The sequence below is a fragment of the Streptomyces hirsutus genome (assembly GCF_001418415.1).
Classification (GTDB): domain Bacteria; phylum Actinomycetota; class Actinomycetes; order Streptomycetales; family Streptomycetaceae; genus Streptomyces; species Streptomyces hirsutus.
Window position 1 is genome coordinate 1 of sequence record NZ_LIQT01000271.1, and the last position, 14749, is coordinate 14749.

Sequence of the window (14749 nt, forward strand, 5' to 3'; positions counted from 1 at the left end):
CCGCCGCCCCTGCCGCCCCTGCCGGTCCAGCCCTGGCCCCCTGGACGGCTCACCGCGAGACCGCCTTGGCCGCCGTCCTCCACCTCCCCCGCGGCTATCGGGAGCTCGCCGGTGAAACCGGCGCGGGCGACCGGCCCGGCACCGTCCTCTACGCGTCCGACGACGACGGATCCCGCGGCCTCGCGCGGGTCCGCCTCACCCGGTGGGACCGCGCTCCCCGGTCCCCGATGGCGCAGGCGCAGCACGAGCACGTGGACTGGGGAACGTACGACAGGGAGGTGCGTACGCGGTACACCCGTACCAGCTTCCAGGGCCACGAAGCCGTCCTCGCCGAGACGACCGGCGGTATGGAGGAGCCTCCCAGCCGGCTCGTGCGGCTGCTGATCCGCCCCGACGGCGGCCCCCTGTACGAACTCAGTGCCCACATGCCCGAGGGCGGCGTCGGGGAGAAGTACGGGACGGCGGTGTTCGAGGGCGCCCGCGACCGGCTCGAGATCGGGACGGTCCGATCATCAACGCCCTGATCAGCGGGTTTGTTGCCAGCTTTCACTGGCGTGGTGGGTGAGTGGTCCGTGAATCTGTTACTGACGGGTACACAAAGTGTTCGCGCGGGCATACCCTGCGGCTCATGACGGACGCGCAGACCCGGCACACGACCGGTACCAACCCCCTCGCCCCCACCCCGGCGGGCGCCCGGACCGCGGTCGACGTGGTCACGCCCGAACTGGTGGCCCAGCTCACCAAGGGCGTCGTCGGGTCCGGGCGGACCGCCAACCACACGCCGTTCACCGGGGAGAAGCTGGCCGACCTGCCCGAGTCGACCCCCGAGGACGTGCAGCGGGCCTTCGAGGCGGCCCGCGCCGCCCAGGCCGTGTGGCAGCGGACCCCGGTACGTCAGCGGGCCGCTGTGCTGCTCCGCTTCCACGACCTGGTCCTGGAACGTCAGGCCGAGGTGCTCGACCTGATCCAGCTGGAGACCGGCAAGGCCCGCCTGCACGCCCACGAGGAGGTCCAGGGCGTCGCCGTCGCCGCCCGTCACTACGGCCGCCGGGCGCCCGCGTACCTCCGGCCGAAGCGGCACGCGGGCGCCATGCCGGCCCTCACGAAGGTCACCGAACGGCGCCACCCGCGCGGCGTCGTCGGCCAGATCGCCCCCTGGAACTACCCGCTCGAACTCTCCGTCGGCGACGCGCTCCCGGCGTTCGTGGCGGGCAACGCGGTCGTGATGAAACCCGACACGGAGACCTGCCTCACCGCCCTGTGGGCCCGTGACCTGCTGATCGAGGCCGGACTGCCCGCCGACCTCTTCCAGGTCGTCCTCGGAGAGGGGCCGGTCGTCGGTCCGGAGGTCGTCGAGCGCGCCGACTACGTCTCCTTCACCGGCTCCACCCGCACCGGCCGCGAGGTCGCCCGGATCGCCGCCTCCCGGCTCGTCGGCGTCTCCCTCGAGCTGGGAGGAAAGAACGCCATGCTGGTCCTGGAGGACGCCGACCTGGACAAGGCGGCCGCGGGCGCCGTCCGGGCCTGCTTCTCCTCCGCGGGCCAGCTCTGCATCTCCATCGAACGGCTGTACGTCCATGAGGCGGTCGCCGACGCCTTCCTGGAGCGCTTCGCCGCCCGGACCCGGGCGATCCGCCTCGGCACCTCCCTGGCCTACGGCGCCGACATGGGCTCCCTGGTCGGCGAACGCCAACTGGACGCGGTCACCCGGCACGTGGACGATGCCGTCGCCAAGGGCGCCAAGGTGATCACGGGCGGCACGGCACGCCCGGACATCGGCCCGTACTTCTACGAGCCGACCATCCTCGACGGCGTCGAGGAGTCCATGGGCGTCTGCGCGGAGGAGACCTTCGGTCCGGTCGTCTCCGTCTACCGCTTCGGGTCCGACGACGAGGCCGTCGAACGCGCCAACGCCACCTCGTACGGCCTGAACTCCTCGGTCTGGACGAAGGACGCCCGGCGCGGCCGTGAGGTGGCCGCCCGGCTGCGTACCGGCACGGTCAACATCAACGAGGGGTATGCGCCCGCCTACGGCAGCGTTCAGTCGCCGATGGGCGGCATGAAGGACTCCGGCCTCGGCCGCCGGCACGGCTCCGAGGGCATCCTCAAGTTCACGGAGGCCCAGACCGTCGCCCACCAGCGGCTGCTGCCGATGGGACCGGCCCTCGGCATGGACGACGAGCAGTACGCGATGTTCATCAGCCGGAGCCTGCGCCTGATGAAGGCATTCCGCTTCCGTTAGCCGGCTCGGCGCCGCAGACAGCCGCGCACGGTCGGCGGCAGCCGGCAGAGTCCCGACCGGCGGGCAGCCCCGCCCCGCAGCTTTCGACGAGGAGAGCACGTGTCACAGGAGAACTCCGTCCCGAAACAGGACGACGACGGTCACGGCGGCGAGCCCGTCACCGGTCACGACACCGTGCCGGCCACCGGTCACGACACCGCGCCCGTGCCCGGCACCGGAGTCGACCCGGCGTACGGCCACGGCCACGACTACGACTATGACGTCCTTGTCGTCGGTTCGGGCTTCGGCGGCTCGGTCACGGCCCTTCGCCTGACCGAGAAGGGGTACCGCGTAGGCGTCCTGGAAGCGGGCCGCCGCTTCACCCGCGCGTCCCTCCCGAGGAACTCCTGGGACCTGAAGAACTACCTGTGGGCTCCCCGGCTCGGTATGTACGGTCTCCAGCGGATCCATCTCCTCGGCAGTGTCATGGTCCTGGCCGGCGCGGGCGTCGGCGGCGGCTCCCTCAACTACGCCAACACCCTCTACGTACCGCCCAAAGCCTTCTTCGACGACCCGCAGTGGCGGGACATCACCGACTGGCAGGAGGAGCTGAAGCCGTACTACGACCAGGCGCAGCGCATGCTGGGCGTACGGCTCAACCCGACGACGACCACGACCGACGTGCATCTGAAGGCGGCGGCCGAGCGGATGGGCGTGGGCGACACCTTCCACATGGCCCCGGTCGGCGTCTTCTTCGGCGACGGCGAGGACGCCGACGGGAAGGCGAAGGCGAAGCCGGGACAGGAGGTGCCCGACCCGTACTTCGGCGGGGCGGGGCCGTCGCGCCGGGCCTGCGCCGAGTGCGGCGAGTGCATGACGGGATGCCGGCACGGTGCGAAGAACACCCTCAACGAGAACTACCTGCACCTCGCGGAGAAGGCGGGCGCGGTCGTCCACCCCATGACGACGGCCGTGTCGGTGACGGAGGACTCGCAGGGCGGCTTCGCCGTCGCCACGCTCCCCACCGACAACCGCCGCAAGGGCAGCGGCAGGACCTTCCGGGCCCGCCGGGTCGTGCTGGCCGCCGGCACCTACGGCACCCAGACACTGCTGCACCGCATGAAGGCGAACGGACAGCTGCCGTACCTCTCGGACAGGCTGGGCGAACTGACCCGCACCAACTCCGAGGCCCTCGTCGGCGCGCAGACCGACAACCGCCACTACCGCAAGGTGTCGGCCTCGCCCAAGGCCGACTTCACCCGTGGCGTGGCCATCACGTCGTCGATCCACCCCGACGAGAACACCCACATCGAGCCGGTCCGTTACGGTCGCGGCTCCAACTCGATGGGCGCCCTCTCGATCCTCCAGGTCCCGTACGCGGGCAGCGGCTCGGGCCCTGCCAGGGTCCTGGGCTGGCTGGGCAACGCGGTGAAACACCCCTTGCTGACGGCGCGTTCGCTCTCCAACCGGCGCTGGTCGGAACGGACCATCATCGCCCTGGTGATGCAGTCGCTGGACAACTCCCTGACGACGTACCTGAAGCCGTCCGGTCCGGGCCGCGGGCTGCTCACCGCCCGCCAGGGCCACGGCTCCCCCAACCCCAAGCAGATCAAGGCGGCCACGGAGGGCGCGTCCGCCCTGGCCGCCGAGATCAACGGCTTCGCCGGCTCCAACGTCGGCGAGCTGACGGGCATGCCGCTGACGGCCCACTTCCTGGGCGGCTGCGTCATCGGCGCCACCCCGGAGACCGGCGTGATCGACCCGTACCACCGGCTCCACGGCCACCCCGGCATCTCGGTCGTGGACGGAGCGGCGGTCTCCGCGAACCTGGGGGTGAACCCGTCCCTGACGATCACGGCGCAGGCCGAACGGGCGATGTCGTACTGGCCCAACAAGGGCGAGCCCGACCGGCGACCGGAGCAGGGCGCGGCATACGAGCGGCTCCAGCCGGTCGAGCCGAAGTCCCCGGCGGTCCCGGCGGACGCCTTCGGCGCTCTGAAGCTGCCGTTCCTGGGGATGCCGGCGATGCCGCCGAAGAAGTAGCCGCGGCACCTGGGCCAGCCGGGACACGGCAGCCGGTCGAGCCGGCAAAGGAAAGGGGACCTGCGCCCCCCTCCGAGCGCAGGTCCCCTTTCCTTGTCTGCGGCGTGCTTACGCCACCGCACCAGCCTTGCGGCGACGCACCACGAACACCGCACCCGCACCGGCCACGACGGCGGCACCGCCGAGGAGTCCGATCATCGGAAGCGCGGAGCCGGCACCGGTCTCGGCGAGGCTGCCCGTGGCCTTGACCGTCTTGACCTGGCTGATCGGCTTCGTACCACCGGTCTGCGGCTTGGCGTCCGACGGCTTGCCCGGCTCGGCACCGGCGGCCAGGATGTCGAAGAAGTAGATCCAGCCGTTCGGGTCGTCGGCGATCCAGCAGCCGCCCTCGTCCGAGTACTGGGCGAAGCCGCCCGTCACGCCGATCGAGTCGGGCACGTCGCCGCTGACCCGCAGCCGCAGCTCGTACGAGGTCGACTTGTGGGCGCCCAGCGAGAACGAGGTGAACGTGCCGCCCTCACCGGCGGCCCCGGCGACCTCGCGCCAGGTGCCGCTCGACTTGTCGAGGACCTGCACATTGATCTCGCCGGAGTAGTCCTCCATGTCGTCCCAGCCGACGGCGGCCACACCGATCAGCGGAGCGATGTCCGCGATGTCACGGTCGCCCGTGTTGGAGACGTTGAACCGGAAGTTGGTCCAGCCGCTGCCCGCGACGATCGTCTCGGGCAGGCCCGACAGACCGCTCGTCAGGTCGTCGCTCAGCTCGACGACCTCGTTGCCGTCCTCGTCGACGCACAGTTGGGCGTCGTCCTCGGGGGCGCTCTCGCTCGGGCTCGGCGAGGCGGCAGGGCTGCTCTCGTCGGTGACCGGGTCGCCCTCCTCGTCGTCCGTCGCGGTTTCGTCGGCGGCGGGGCTGCTCTCCTCGGTGTTCCCCGGGGCGGTCTCCTCCGGAGAGGATTCGCTCTGCTCGTCGTCCGTCGCGGTTTCGTCGGCGGCGGGGCTGCTCTCCTCGGTGTTCCCCGGGATGGTCTCCTCCGGCGAGGAGTCGCTTCCGCCCGCGGAGGAGCTGCTGGTCGAGGTGCTCGGCTGCTCGCCCGTCGCGAACGCGACGGGAGCGGAGAGCAGGACGAGCGGGGATATGGCAGCCGTCGCGGCCGCGGTGACCATGGCACGGCGGAGCTTCATGAAGACCTCGGGAAGTCAGGTGCACCGCCGGTTGCGGTACGCGTCAGAGGGAGAGGCCTCCGCGGTGGGGCGCGGAAGTGGCCGGTGGTTCCAGTGGTTTGATCTACGAACCCTGTGAATGGTTGTCCCGGCCCTGACATATTCTTTATGTGAGGTGGATCACTCCGGAGAGGTGATCCGCTTCGGCGTGCGCTCCCCTTCGATTCCCCTTGGCGGGATCCGGCGTACCCCGACAGGAAGTGCGTCACCCCGTGCCCGAGCAGCCCTCCGAAGAGCCCACAGGACCGGACCCTCTCCTCCCTGCCCGACGACGTGTGGGACAGATTCGTCGAGGACAGTGAGCGGGACATCCGCGCCTCCGCTCCGAAGGAGCCGTCCGCGCGGGCGCGGATGGTGACCGAGCGGCTGCGTGCCATGGACGAGGCGCAGGCCGGTGCGGACGGCGGCGGGAAACGCCGTCGGGGCCGGAACAAGTCCGCCGCCCCGCCCGCCCGGCCCGAGGGGTGGCGTACCGGGCCCGCCTGGCAGGACATGAACGGCCGTGCCCCGCGCCGGCGCAGGGGCTGGAGCATCGTCGGCGTGCTGGCGGCCGCGGCCGTGGCCGTGGTCGCCGTCAACCCGTCCGGCGCTCTCCTGGCTGCCCGGCGGCCTCGGTGAGGGCTTTGGCGCTTCGGACGATGCGAACGCGGCGAGCGCCGTCCCACTGGCTCCCGAGACCGCCCGTTCCAGCGGTGCCTCCTCTGCTGCTCCGGCCGGGATCCCCACCCGGGAGCGGCCGTTCGCCGGTTCGCCCGCCGCGCGGTGGGGATCGGGAGCGGACGCCATCCGGTTGCCGAAGGTGGAGGCGAAGGGGGAGGGGAGGACCGTCAACGGTGTCCCCGTCGCCGAGGTCGAGGCGGCGCTGGAAGGGGTGAAGGAGTTCCTGGTCGCCTCGAACCTCGACCGTGCGGTGCTCATGGGGGCCGAGCCGAAGAAGGCCCTGGCCCTCGTTGATCCGCTGGCGGTGGATTACCTCTCCGAGGTGCGCGCCGGACTGCGCGAGCCCACCGAGAAGAACGACCCGGCGTGGACGTTCTCCCGGTTCGATCCCGACGAGGTCGAACCGGTGGGCGATGTGAGGGTCCGCGGCCGCCTGACCTTCGAGCCCCTACGGGGAACCGCCGGGAAGGTCGTGGTCAAGGCCGACTACACCTTCGTGTACGCGGTGGCCCCGGCCGACGGCGACGACGAGGTGACCCGTTCGATCGTGCGCCGGATGCTCGAGGTGGACGTGGCGGATCCCGCCGGGTTCCAGGTGACCGACGGCCGCATCCGGCCCCTGGCCGTCGAGAGCGAGATCTTCAACGACGACTGCCGGAACGGCGACGGGGTGATCCGCCCGCAGTTCTTCACCGACCGGCCCGACGGCCCCACGCCGACGGGGGAGGCCCGGGACCCGTACGACCGGAGCCAGGGGGTACGCGGAGCCGATCAGGGCTGCGGCACCGTCTCCCGCACCTGACGCGAACCTCGTGCAGGGCGTCGGGCCCCGCCCGTGGAGGGCCGGGCCGTGCAGCGGCGGGAGGGCGCCCCCGCCCTGCTGCGGTTGCACCGTTCGTTGTGGTTCAGGCAGGACCGGACATGTCCCGACGGCCGGCCCCGGGCGTCCCCGGAGCCGGCCGTTCTCTTGGGTGACCGGGCTGCTGTCCCCTGCCGTCCGGTCACTCGTCCGGAGCGAGGTCCCACGACGCACGGCACGATCCGCACATCGCATCGCTCCGGCGAGCCACGCGTGGTTCTTTCGGGCCCGCCCCTGGCTGACACGGACACCGGTACCAACGGCGCGATCCCGGTTCCGGTCACGCGCCGTACGGGTGAGAAAAAATGCGTACGTCTGTCCCTGTGACGGGGTCGGTACCGGAGGGATCCGGTACCGGAGAAGGTCCAGTACCGGAGGGCGGGTGCACGTGCGGGCCGGCGGGTGGACGTGCGGGCCGGCGGACGGACGGGGTGGTCCGTCGGCCCGGATTCAGATCCTGCCGCGGCAGAGCTCCAGCAGGGTCATCGCGAGCGCGGTGCCCGGCTTGCCCAGGGCGTCCCTGTAGTGACCGAGGATCTCCATCTCGCGGGAGAGATTCACGCGTCGGCCGCCGGAGGCGATCCGTTCCTGCTGGATGACGGCCGACACGGCCATCCGTTCCTGGACCAGGCCGATGATCCGATCGTCGAGCGCGTCGATCCGCTCGCGCGCGCCGGTGATCACACCGGCGGCCTCGGCGGTGCGGGCGCCGGTCTTCTCGGTGCTCGTGGCTTCGGCGGTGGTGGTCATGTCGAGGGCTCCTCGTCGGACGGTGCGGAGTGCCCGGGGTGCCATGGTCCGAAAACGCCAGGCGCCCCGGACCTTGTCGGCCCGGGGCGCCTGGGAAGTTGCTTGTCAGTGGCTCAAGCAGCACGACCATGGCAGCCGGTGGGCCGGTTGCCATAGGTAAAGAGGAAGGTCGGGTGCGTGAGCATGGGTCCCAGTATGCCGCGCGGTTCCCGGCCGTCCAACACGGATCGCATGCTGAGACGAATCCGGTCGCGCGATGCGGTCGCGCGGTGCTCTCGCGCGAGCTTCAAACGTGCGGGGGAGGGCAGGCGCGCGCCTCCCGGTAGAATCGGGAGGCACCAGACTCCGCCCCACCGCCGGAAGGCACCTCGTGTCATCAGCGACTTCCGCTGCCCACGCGCCCGACACCGTCCTGGTCGTCGATTTCGGCGCGCAGTACGCCCAGCTCATCGCCCGTCGCGTCCGCGAGGCCCGGGTCTACAGCGAGATCGTGCCGAGCACCATGCCGGTCGCGGAGATCCTCGCCAAGAACCCGGCGGCGATCATCCTCTCCGGCGGCCCCTCGTCCGTGTACGCCGAGGGCGCTCCCACCGTCGACCGCGCGCTTTTCGAGGCCGGCGTCCCGGTCTTCGGCATGTGCTACGGCTTCCAGCTCATGGCTCAGAGCCTCGGCGGCCAGGTGGACAACACCGGCTCCCGTGAGTACGGCCGTACCGGACTGCACGTCTCCAAGCCGGCCTCCACCCTCTTCGAAGGCACCCCGGAGGAGCAGGAGGTGTGGATGTCGCACGGCGACGCCTGCTCCGCCGCGCCCGAGGGCTTCGCCGTCACGGCGTCCACGGACATCGTCCCGGTCGCCGCCTTCGAGAACGACGCCAAGAAGCTCTACGGCGTCCAGTACCACCCCGAGGTCATGCACTCCACGTACGGGCAGCAGGTGCTGGAGCACTTCCTGTACCGGGGGGCCGGCCTGAGCCCGGACTGGACCACGGGCAACGTCATCGAGGAGCAGGTCGCCGCCATCCGCGAGCAGGTCGGTGACCGGCGCGCCATCTGCGGTCTCTCCGGCGGGGTGGACTCCGCCGTCGCCGCGGCCCTCGTCCAGAAGGCCATCGGGTCCCAGCTGACCTGCGTGTACGTCGACCACGGTCTGATGCGCAAGGGCGAGACCGAGCAGGTCGAGAAGGACTTCGTGGCCGCGACCGGCGTCCAGCTGAAGGTCGTCGACGCGGCGGAGCGGTTCCTGGCCGCGCTCAAGGGCGTCTCGGACCCCGAGACGAAGCGGAAGATCATCGGCCGCGAGTTCATCCGGGTCTTCGAGCAGGCCCAGGCCGAGATCATCGCGGACGAGGGCCCGGCCGTGGAGTTCCTGGTCCAGGGCACCCTCTACCCGGACGTCGTCGAGTCCGGCGGCGGTACCGGCACCGCCAACATCAAGTCGCACCACAACGTCGGCGGGCTCCCCGAGGACCTCGAGTTCCAGTTGATCGAGCCGCTGCGCCAGCTGTTCAAGGACGAGGTCCGGCGGGTCGGCCAGGAGCTCGGCCTGCCCGACGAGATCGTCCAGCGCCAGCCGTTCCCCGGCCCCGGGCTCGGCATCCGTATCGTCGGCGAGGTGACCAAGGAGCGGCTCGACCTGCTGCGCGAGGCCGACGCCATCGCCCGCGAGGAACTGACCGCGGCCGGTCTCGACCGGGACATCTGGCAGTGCCCGGTGGTCCTGCTCGCGGACGTGCGGTCCGTCGGCGTCCAGGGCGACGGCCGGACCTACGGCCACCCGATCGTCCTGCGCCCGGTGTCCTCCGAGGACGCCATGACCGCAGACTGGTCGCGGCTGCCGTACGACGTCCTCGCGAAGATCTCGACCCGCATCACCAACGAGGTGCGGGACGTCAACCGCGTCGTCCTCGACGTGACGTCCAAGCCGCCGGGGACCATCGAGTGGGAGTAGTGCCCGGCGGGGAGTGCTCCCCGCCAGGCGCTGTCAGCCCTGCCCGTCCTCGTCAGGCCCGCTTGAGCGTGCGCACCGGCTCACCGGGCCTCCAGATCTGGAGGACGAGATACGTCTCGTCCTCCACGTAGGTTCGTACGACCTCCGTCAGCTCGGTGCGGAAGAGGTGGAACGGCTCCGGCGGTTCCACCTCTTCGGTGTATCTGCGCCGGGTCTCCTCGTCCTCGACCTCGACCGCCCGCCCACTGATCCGGACGTCCCCGCCGCCCATGCCCGTGCCCGAGCCGGGGTTCGCCTGCAGCGCGAAGCGCGGGTCGCGGCGCAGGTCGAGCGCCTTGAGCGAGTCCGGCATCATGCCGAGCCACAGCTCGCCGTCCAGGAAACGCACCTCCAGGCCGGTGGTGCGCGGCGACCCGTCCTTGCGCAGGGTGGCGAGGACATGGTGGGTGTACGTGGCGAAGCGCTCCTCCACGGTCTTCGCGAGTGCGGGTTCGGCGGTGGTGAAGGCGCCCCAGTTCGTGTTCATGGGCCGAGTGTGGCGCGCATACCGGACGTCTTGTGTCGGGTATCCGCCGACTCCACCAGGCGGGGTACTCCGGAAGGCGGTTTCCGGAAAGCGGCTCCGAAGGTCTCGGGAAAGGTGCCTTCGGCCGGTACGGCGGGCACCGCACGGAGCAGGGGTGTCGCCTTTGTCACGTCACACCGGATCTTTACGGAATCGATCTGTCGTCCATGGCTGCACGACGGTAACTTCCGCACCATGCGACCCCCCTTGCAGGAGGACTTATGCCCGGGCAGACCCCGCCCCCGTTTCTGCCGTTGCCCACCGACCGGCTGCGGTTCGCCATGCCGCCCATGCACGAGTCGGTCGAGGACGAGCGCCGGCACCGCAAGGAGCGGCTCGCGGGCGCGCTGCGGCTGTTCGGGCGGCTCGGTTTCGAGGACGGGGTCTCCGGGCACATCACCGCACGCGATCCCGAGTTCTCGGACTGCTTCTGGGTCAATCCGTTCGGGATGCCCTTCCGGCACGTCACCGTGAGCGACCTGGTGCTGGCCAACCGGGAGGGGCGGGTCGTCCAGGGCGGCCACCACGTCAACCAGGCGGCGTTCACCGTGCACGCGCAGGTGCACACGGCGCGGCCCGACGTCGTCGCGGTCGCCCACTGCCACTCGGTCCACGGGCGAGCGCTCGCCGCCCTCGGCGACCTGCTCGACCCGATCACCCAGGAGAGCTGCGCGTTCTACGAGGACCACGCCCTCTACGACACCTACAGCGGTGTCACCGTCGACGCGGACGAGGGCAGGCGCATCGCGGCCGCGCTCGGCTCCCGCAAGGCGTTGGTGCTGCGCAATCACGGGCTGCTCACCGTGGGCGACTCGGTGGACGCGGCGGCCTGGTGGTTCGTGTCCATGGAGCGCTCCTGCCAGGTGCAGCTCAGCGCGAAGGCGGCGGGCCGCCCCGTCCTGATCGGCCACCGGCAGGCGGCGGCGACACGGGAGCAACTGGGCGGGGACCTGGTGGCGTGGATCAACTACCAGCCGATGTGGCAGGACATCAGCCGAGGCGAGCCCGACCTGCTGAGCTGACCGGAGCGACCGGGGCCGGGCCTGGGGAAACCCGCCCCGCTGGACGATATCGGCCATAAGGTAATTCTTGCTGCCGGGTCAACACGGTGCCTGGGGCGTCACCCCCGCTGACCGGACCTGCCGGGTGGAGAGGGGCGGACGTAGGGCACAATTCGCTTTCATTGCAGGGGAGTTGCGTGGACCGGCGTGGGTGGCCGGGAGCGTGGCCGGATCGTGAACGTGAACGTGGATGCGGGGAAGGCGGGCTTCGGGCGTGGCGGTGCAGGAGGCGAGACAGGGCGGCGCGGACGGGGGCGCCCACGAGGGCGGCTGCGCCTGCGGGGACTGTCCGCACGGAGTGCGTGAGGGGCATCGGCGCGCGGTCGCCGCGTTCCTGCTGAAACGCGAGGAGTTCGCGGCCGGGCACGGGCTGCCCGCGGCGGTGGCCCACTCGGCCTCCGCCTCCCGCCAGTGGGTCTCGGAGGAACTGGCGCAGGCCGCCGAACTCGTCGCCCGGCGCGGCCGGGCCGAGGGTGCGGCCTGGCTGGTACGCCTGTGGCGCCGGACGGCGGTGGTGGTGTGGTCGGCGGTCGTCCTGCTGCTCCTGGGCCAGGCGCTCACGGCGATCGGCCCGGGGTGGAGCGCCGCCCGCACGGCCGGGCTGCTGGCCGCGCTGGTGGTCGCCGGTGCGCTGACCGCGGCCTCGTGGTTCCACCGGGCGCGCGGCGGGGTGCTGGCCCCGGTGATCGGGGAGGACAACCGCCTCTCCACGTCCCGCGCGGTGGCGGCCGCCTGGGTGATCTTCCTCGCCTACGCGGTCCTGGTCCTGGTCGGACAACTGGCTGTCGCCTCCGATCCCCGGGAGCGTGACGCGCTGATCGCGGGGCTGGAACTCGCCCGCGGCGCGGGGGTGGTGACGGTCCTCGCCGTGGTGTGCGGAATCGCCGTGGTGGTGCGGCGGGTGGTCGGCCTCCGGGTGCAGGGACAGCGGCTGCAGAAGGTCCGTGCGGACCGGCCCCGGGCGGCCGACCTGCTGACCGACGACGCGGGCCGGGGCGACTTCGCCGACATCCAGTACGTCGTGATCGGCGGCGTCGCGCTGGCGTTCGCGGCGGTGCGGCTGGCGCGGCGGCCGGACCAACTGCCGGACCTGCCCTGGGGGCTGGCCGTGGTGGTGCTGGTGTCGGCGGCGACCTATCTCGCCGGGAAATACGCGGAGGGCGGCCGGCCGGTAATCCTTTCGGTAGTGCGGGCACGGGAGGCCGGCGACCTGGACGCGCCGATCCGGACCGGCGACGACATCGAGATCCGCGGGGCCGGCTTCGTCCCGCTGGGCGCCCAGGGGGCCGATCGGCTGGCCCGGATGGTCGTCCGGGTGGGAGCCGTGCACGTCCACGTGCCGCTGGTGCCGGTGGCCGGCGGCTTCGACAACCCTACGGACGCCCTGCTGACGGTTCCGGTCCCGGCGGACGTGGAACCGGGGCGGGTCGAGGTACAGGTCGTCACGGCAGCCGGGGTGGAGACGAATCGGTACGCGATCGACGTGACGGACTAGAGGCATCCTTCCGCCGCTGTCCGGTGAACGTCCGAAAAAATCCGAGCGGTCTTGGATTGATCCGGTGTTGATTGTCGTACGTATGGTCTGTTGAGGGGGGTCTCGGTACGGCGGCGAGAGGCGACAGACGGCGATGACTCACGGTGTGCGAACGGATGCGTACAGTCCTCACCTCGATGGCGACAGAGACTGGCGGGACACCGCCACTCGGTACGCCCTCCTTCCTCTGCGGATCTTTCTGGGCGTCACCTTCATCTATGCGGGAATCGACAAACTCAGCGACAGCGCGTTCATGAAGGACGCCGGGGCCGGGTCGATCGGCGACATGATGCGGGCCGTCCGTGATTCCTCGGCCATTCCCGCACTGGTCGACATGTCCCTGGAGAATCCCGTCGCCTTCGGTTACGCCATTGCCTTCGGTGAGCTGGCCGTCGGGATCGGAATCCTGATCGGTCTGCTCACCCGGGTGGCCGCCCTCGGCGGTGCGCTGATCTCCCTCAGCCTGTGGCTGACCGTGAGCTGGGCCGCCGAGCCCTACTACTACGGCAACGATCTCCCCTACCTCATGGCCTGGACTCCGCTGCTGCTCGCAGGCGCCCCCCTCCTCTCCGTGGACGCCGCCCTGCGGTCGCGACGGCGCCGACGGGTGGGGGACTACCGGTAGGGACCCGCTCCTCGAACGAGCGGATCCGCCCCTTCACCCCGCCGGGCCCCCGGCCCGGACCCGGTGACTCCGCCCGTCCGCCCGGCGGGGCGGGCCACCCGCTTCGGGCCCGGCCCGCCTTCCCACCCGCCCCATCGGCCAGGTCGCCTCGCCGGCCTCGCCAGGTCACCCCATCAAGCCACCCGCCAAGTCGGGTTCTCAGGTCGGCGACTCGGTTCGGGGCTCCCGAGCGGCGGAGCGTTTGTGCCGCCGTATCAGTCCCGTCACCGCGGACACCGATCCGGCCAGGCACAGACCGCCCGTGACGACGGGGATCATGACGAACCACGGTGTCTCCCAGGCGCCGCCCGCGTCGCCCGCGTAGAGCACGGCGGCGAGGGTCAGGAAGAGACCGGCGATCAGCCTGCCGGGCTGGAACTCATGACGTAGCACGACTCACCTCCGCCTGTCCCGCACCGACGTGGATGTCCAGGTCGAGCGTCCCCGCCTTCCGGGCGCCCGCGGCAGGCCGCAGGGTCACCTCCTTGTGCTTGCCCGGTGCCACGTCCACGTCCTTCTGCTTGTCGCCGGGCAGCTGGATGTCGCCCACTCCCACGTCGATGCTGAGCTTCACGGTCACGCCCTCGGGCACGATCACGTGGACGCGGCCCATGCCGACCTCCGCCCGGGTCGACACGGTCTCTCCCTCGGGTATCCGTACCTCGGACAGATCCAGGGTGCCGGTACCGGAACCCAAGTCGTAGACCGGGCGTATCTGGGCGACCGAGGCGGGCTCCCAGGTGGTGCGCATCCACTCGGTGCCGATGTCCTTGGGCACGGCCGAGGAGGCGGCGAGCAGCCCCGCGGTGATGACCGCCAGGAGGATCGACCCCGCTCCGGTGCGGCCCAGGAAAGCACTGACCGCCAGGCCGATGCCGAAAACGGCGAGCGCACACGCGAGACCGGTCTGCAGGCTGGTGCCGAGCGGCTGCTCCTGCCAGGTCAGGCCTGTGCCCAGGCCGGCCGCGAGCAGGGCGAGCAGGAAGATCCAGCCGCCGATCCAGCGGGGACCGCGCGGCTTCACCGCCCGGTGCCGGGTGGGCGAGTCGTCGCGGGCGGAGAAGTGGGGGTCGAGTCTGACGTTGATCCTGGAGGCGATGTCCGGATCCCGGGGGTCCCTGGGTCCCCACAGATAGCCCGTGCCGCCGATGTGCGTACCGTCCTTGACGATGGGGTCGCGCCACCAGGAGGAGAAGGCGGCGGGAACGGGCGGGGCC

The 14749-nt window shown here is 71.3% G+C and carries 13 protein-coding genes and 1 pseudogene; 9 read left to right on the forward strand and 5 right to left on the reverse strand.

Annotation, left to right across the window (positions count from 1 at the left end; all coding sequences use genetic code 11):
* From AOK11_RS20495 to AOK11_RS20505, 3 genes and pseudogenes are all read left to right on the forward strand, one after another.
* A pseudogene (locus AOK11_RS20495) lies at positions 1–524 on the forward strand (serine/threonine protein kinase); the annotation flags it as partial.
* Between the two features lie 104 nt (positions 525–628).
* Entirely contained in the window at positions 629–2242 is a 1614-nt protein-coding gene (locus tag AOK11_RS20500; protein ID WP_055595187.1) for a succinic semialdehyde dehydrogenase, read from the forward strand.
* A 204-nt stretch (positions 2243–2446) separates the two neighbouring features.
* Entirely contained in the window at positions 2447–4264 is a 1818-nt protein-coding gene (locus AOK11_RS20505) for a GMC family oxidoreductase N-terminal domain-containing protein (protein ID WP_055595196.1), read from the forward strand.
* A 108-nt stretch (positions 4265–4372) separates the two neighbouring features.
* Here AOK11_RS20505 and AOK11_RS20510 read toward each other — a convergent pair whose 3' ends face one another.
* Positions 4373–5449 (reverse strand): LPXTG cell wall anchor domain-containing protein, encoded by a 1077-nt coding sequence (locus AOK11_RS20510; RefSeq protein ID WP_055595188.1) that lies wholly within the window; start codon positions 5447–5449, stop codon positions 4373–4375.
* 312 nt (positions 5450–5761) lie between these two features.
* On the opposite strand from AOK11_RS20510, the gene AOK11_RS45160 reads away from it, so the two are divergent.
* Both AOK11_RS45160 and AOK11_RS45165 read left to right on the forward strand, forming a co-directional pair.
* Positions 5762–6106, forward strand: a complete 345-nt coding sequence (locus AOK11_RS45160) for a hypothetical protein (RefSeq protein ID WP_240497419.1) — start codon at positions 5762–5764, stop codon at positions 6104–6106.
* A gap of 172 nt (positions 6107–6278) precedes the next feature.
* Positions 6279–6950: a hypothetical protein gene (locus tag AOK11_RS45165; protein WP_240497420.1), complete on the forward strand. Its 672-nt coding sequence runs from the start codon at positions 6279–6281 to the stop codon at positions 6948–6950.
* A gap of 507 nt (positions 6951–7457) precedes the next feature.
* Here AOK11_RS45165 and AOK11_RS20520 read toward each other — a convergent pair.
* Positions 7458–7757: a chorismate mutase gene (locus tag AOK11_RS20520; RefSeq protein WP_055595189.1), complete on the reverse strand. Its 300-nt coding sequence runs from the start codon at positions 7755–7757 to the stop codon at positions 7458–7460.
* Between the two features lie 370 nt (positions 7758–8127).
* On the opposite strand from AOK11_RS20520, the gene guaA reads away from it, so the two are divergent.
* Entirely contained in the window at positions 8128–9708 is a 1581-nt protein-coding gene (gene guaA / locus AOK11_RS20525; protein WP_055595190.1) for a glutamine-hydrolyzing GMP synthase, read from the forward strand.
* A gap of 52 nt (positions 9709–9760) precedes the next feature.
* Here guaA and AOK11_RS20530 read toward each other — a convergent pair whose 3' ends face one another.
* On the reverse strand, positions 9761–10234 hold the full coding sequence (locus tag AOK11_RS20530; protein WP_055595191.1) for a pyridoxamine 5'-phosphate oxidase family protein: 474 nt from the start codon (positions 10232–10234) through the stop codon (positions 9761–9763).
* A 260-nt stretch (positions 10235–10494) separates the two neighbouring features.
* On the opposite strand from AOK11_RS20530, the gene AOK11_RS20535 reads away from it, so the two are divergent.
* From AOK11_RS20535 to AOK11_RS20545, 3 genes are all read left to right on the forward strand, one after another.
* A complete protein-coding gene (locus AOK11_RS20535) occupies positions 10495–11295 on the forward strand; it encodes a class II aldolase/adducin family protein (RefSeq protein WP_055595192.1) in 801 nt (266 codons plus the stop codon).
* Between the two features lie 253 nt (positions 11296–11548).
* Positions 11549–12829 (forward strand): hypothetical protein, encoded by a 1281-nt coding sequence (locus AOK11_RS20540; protein WP_055595193.1) that lies wholly within the window; start codon positions 11549–11551, stop codon positions 12827–12829.
* A 133-nt stretch (positions 12830–12962) separates the two neighbouring features.
* Positions 12963–13493 (forward strand): DoxX family protein, encoded by a 531-nt coding sequence (locus AOK11_RS20545; protein WP_055595194.1) that lies wholly within the window; start codon positions 12963–12965, stop codon positions 13491–13493.
* Between the two features lie 198 nt (positions 13494–13691).
* Here the strand turns inward: AOK11_RS20545 and AOK11_RS20550 are convergent, their stop codons facing one another.
* Together AOK11_RS20550 and AOK11_RS20555 are read right to left on the reverse strand one after the other, a co-directional pair.
* On the reverse strand, positions 13692–13925 hold the full coding sequence (locus AOK11_RS20550) for a hypothetical protein (RefSeq protein ID WP_055595195.1): 234 nt from the start codon (positions 13923–13925) through the stop codon (positions 13692–13694).
* Positions 13912–14749: LiaF domain-containing protein (locus AOK11_RS20555; protein ID WP_167353817.1), on the reverse strand; the 838-nt coding region annotated here is incomplete at its 5' end. The genes AOK11_RS20550 and AOK11_RS20555, both read right to left, overlap by 14 nt.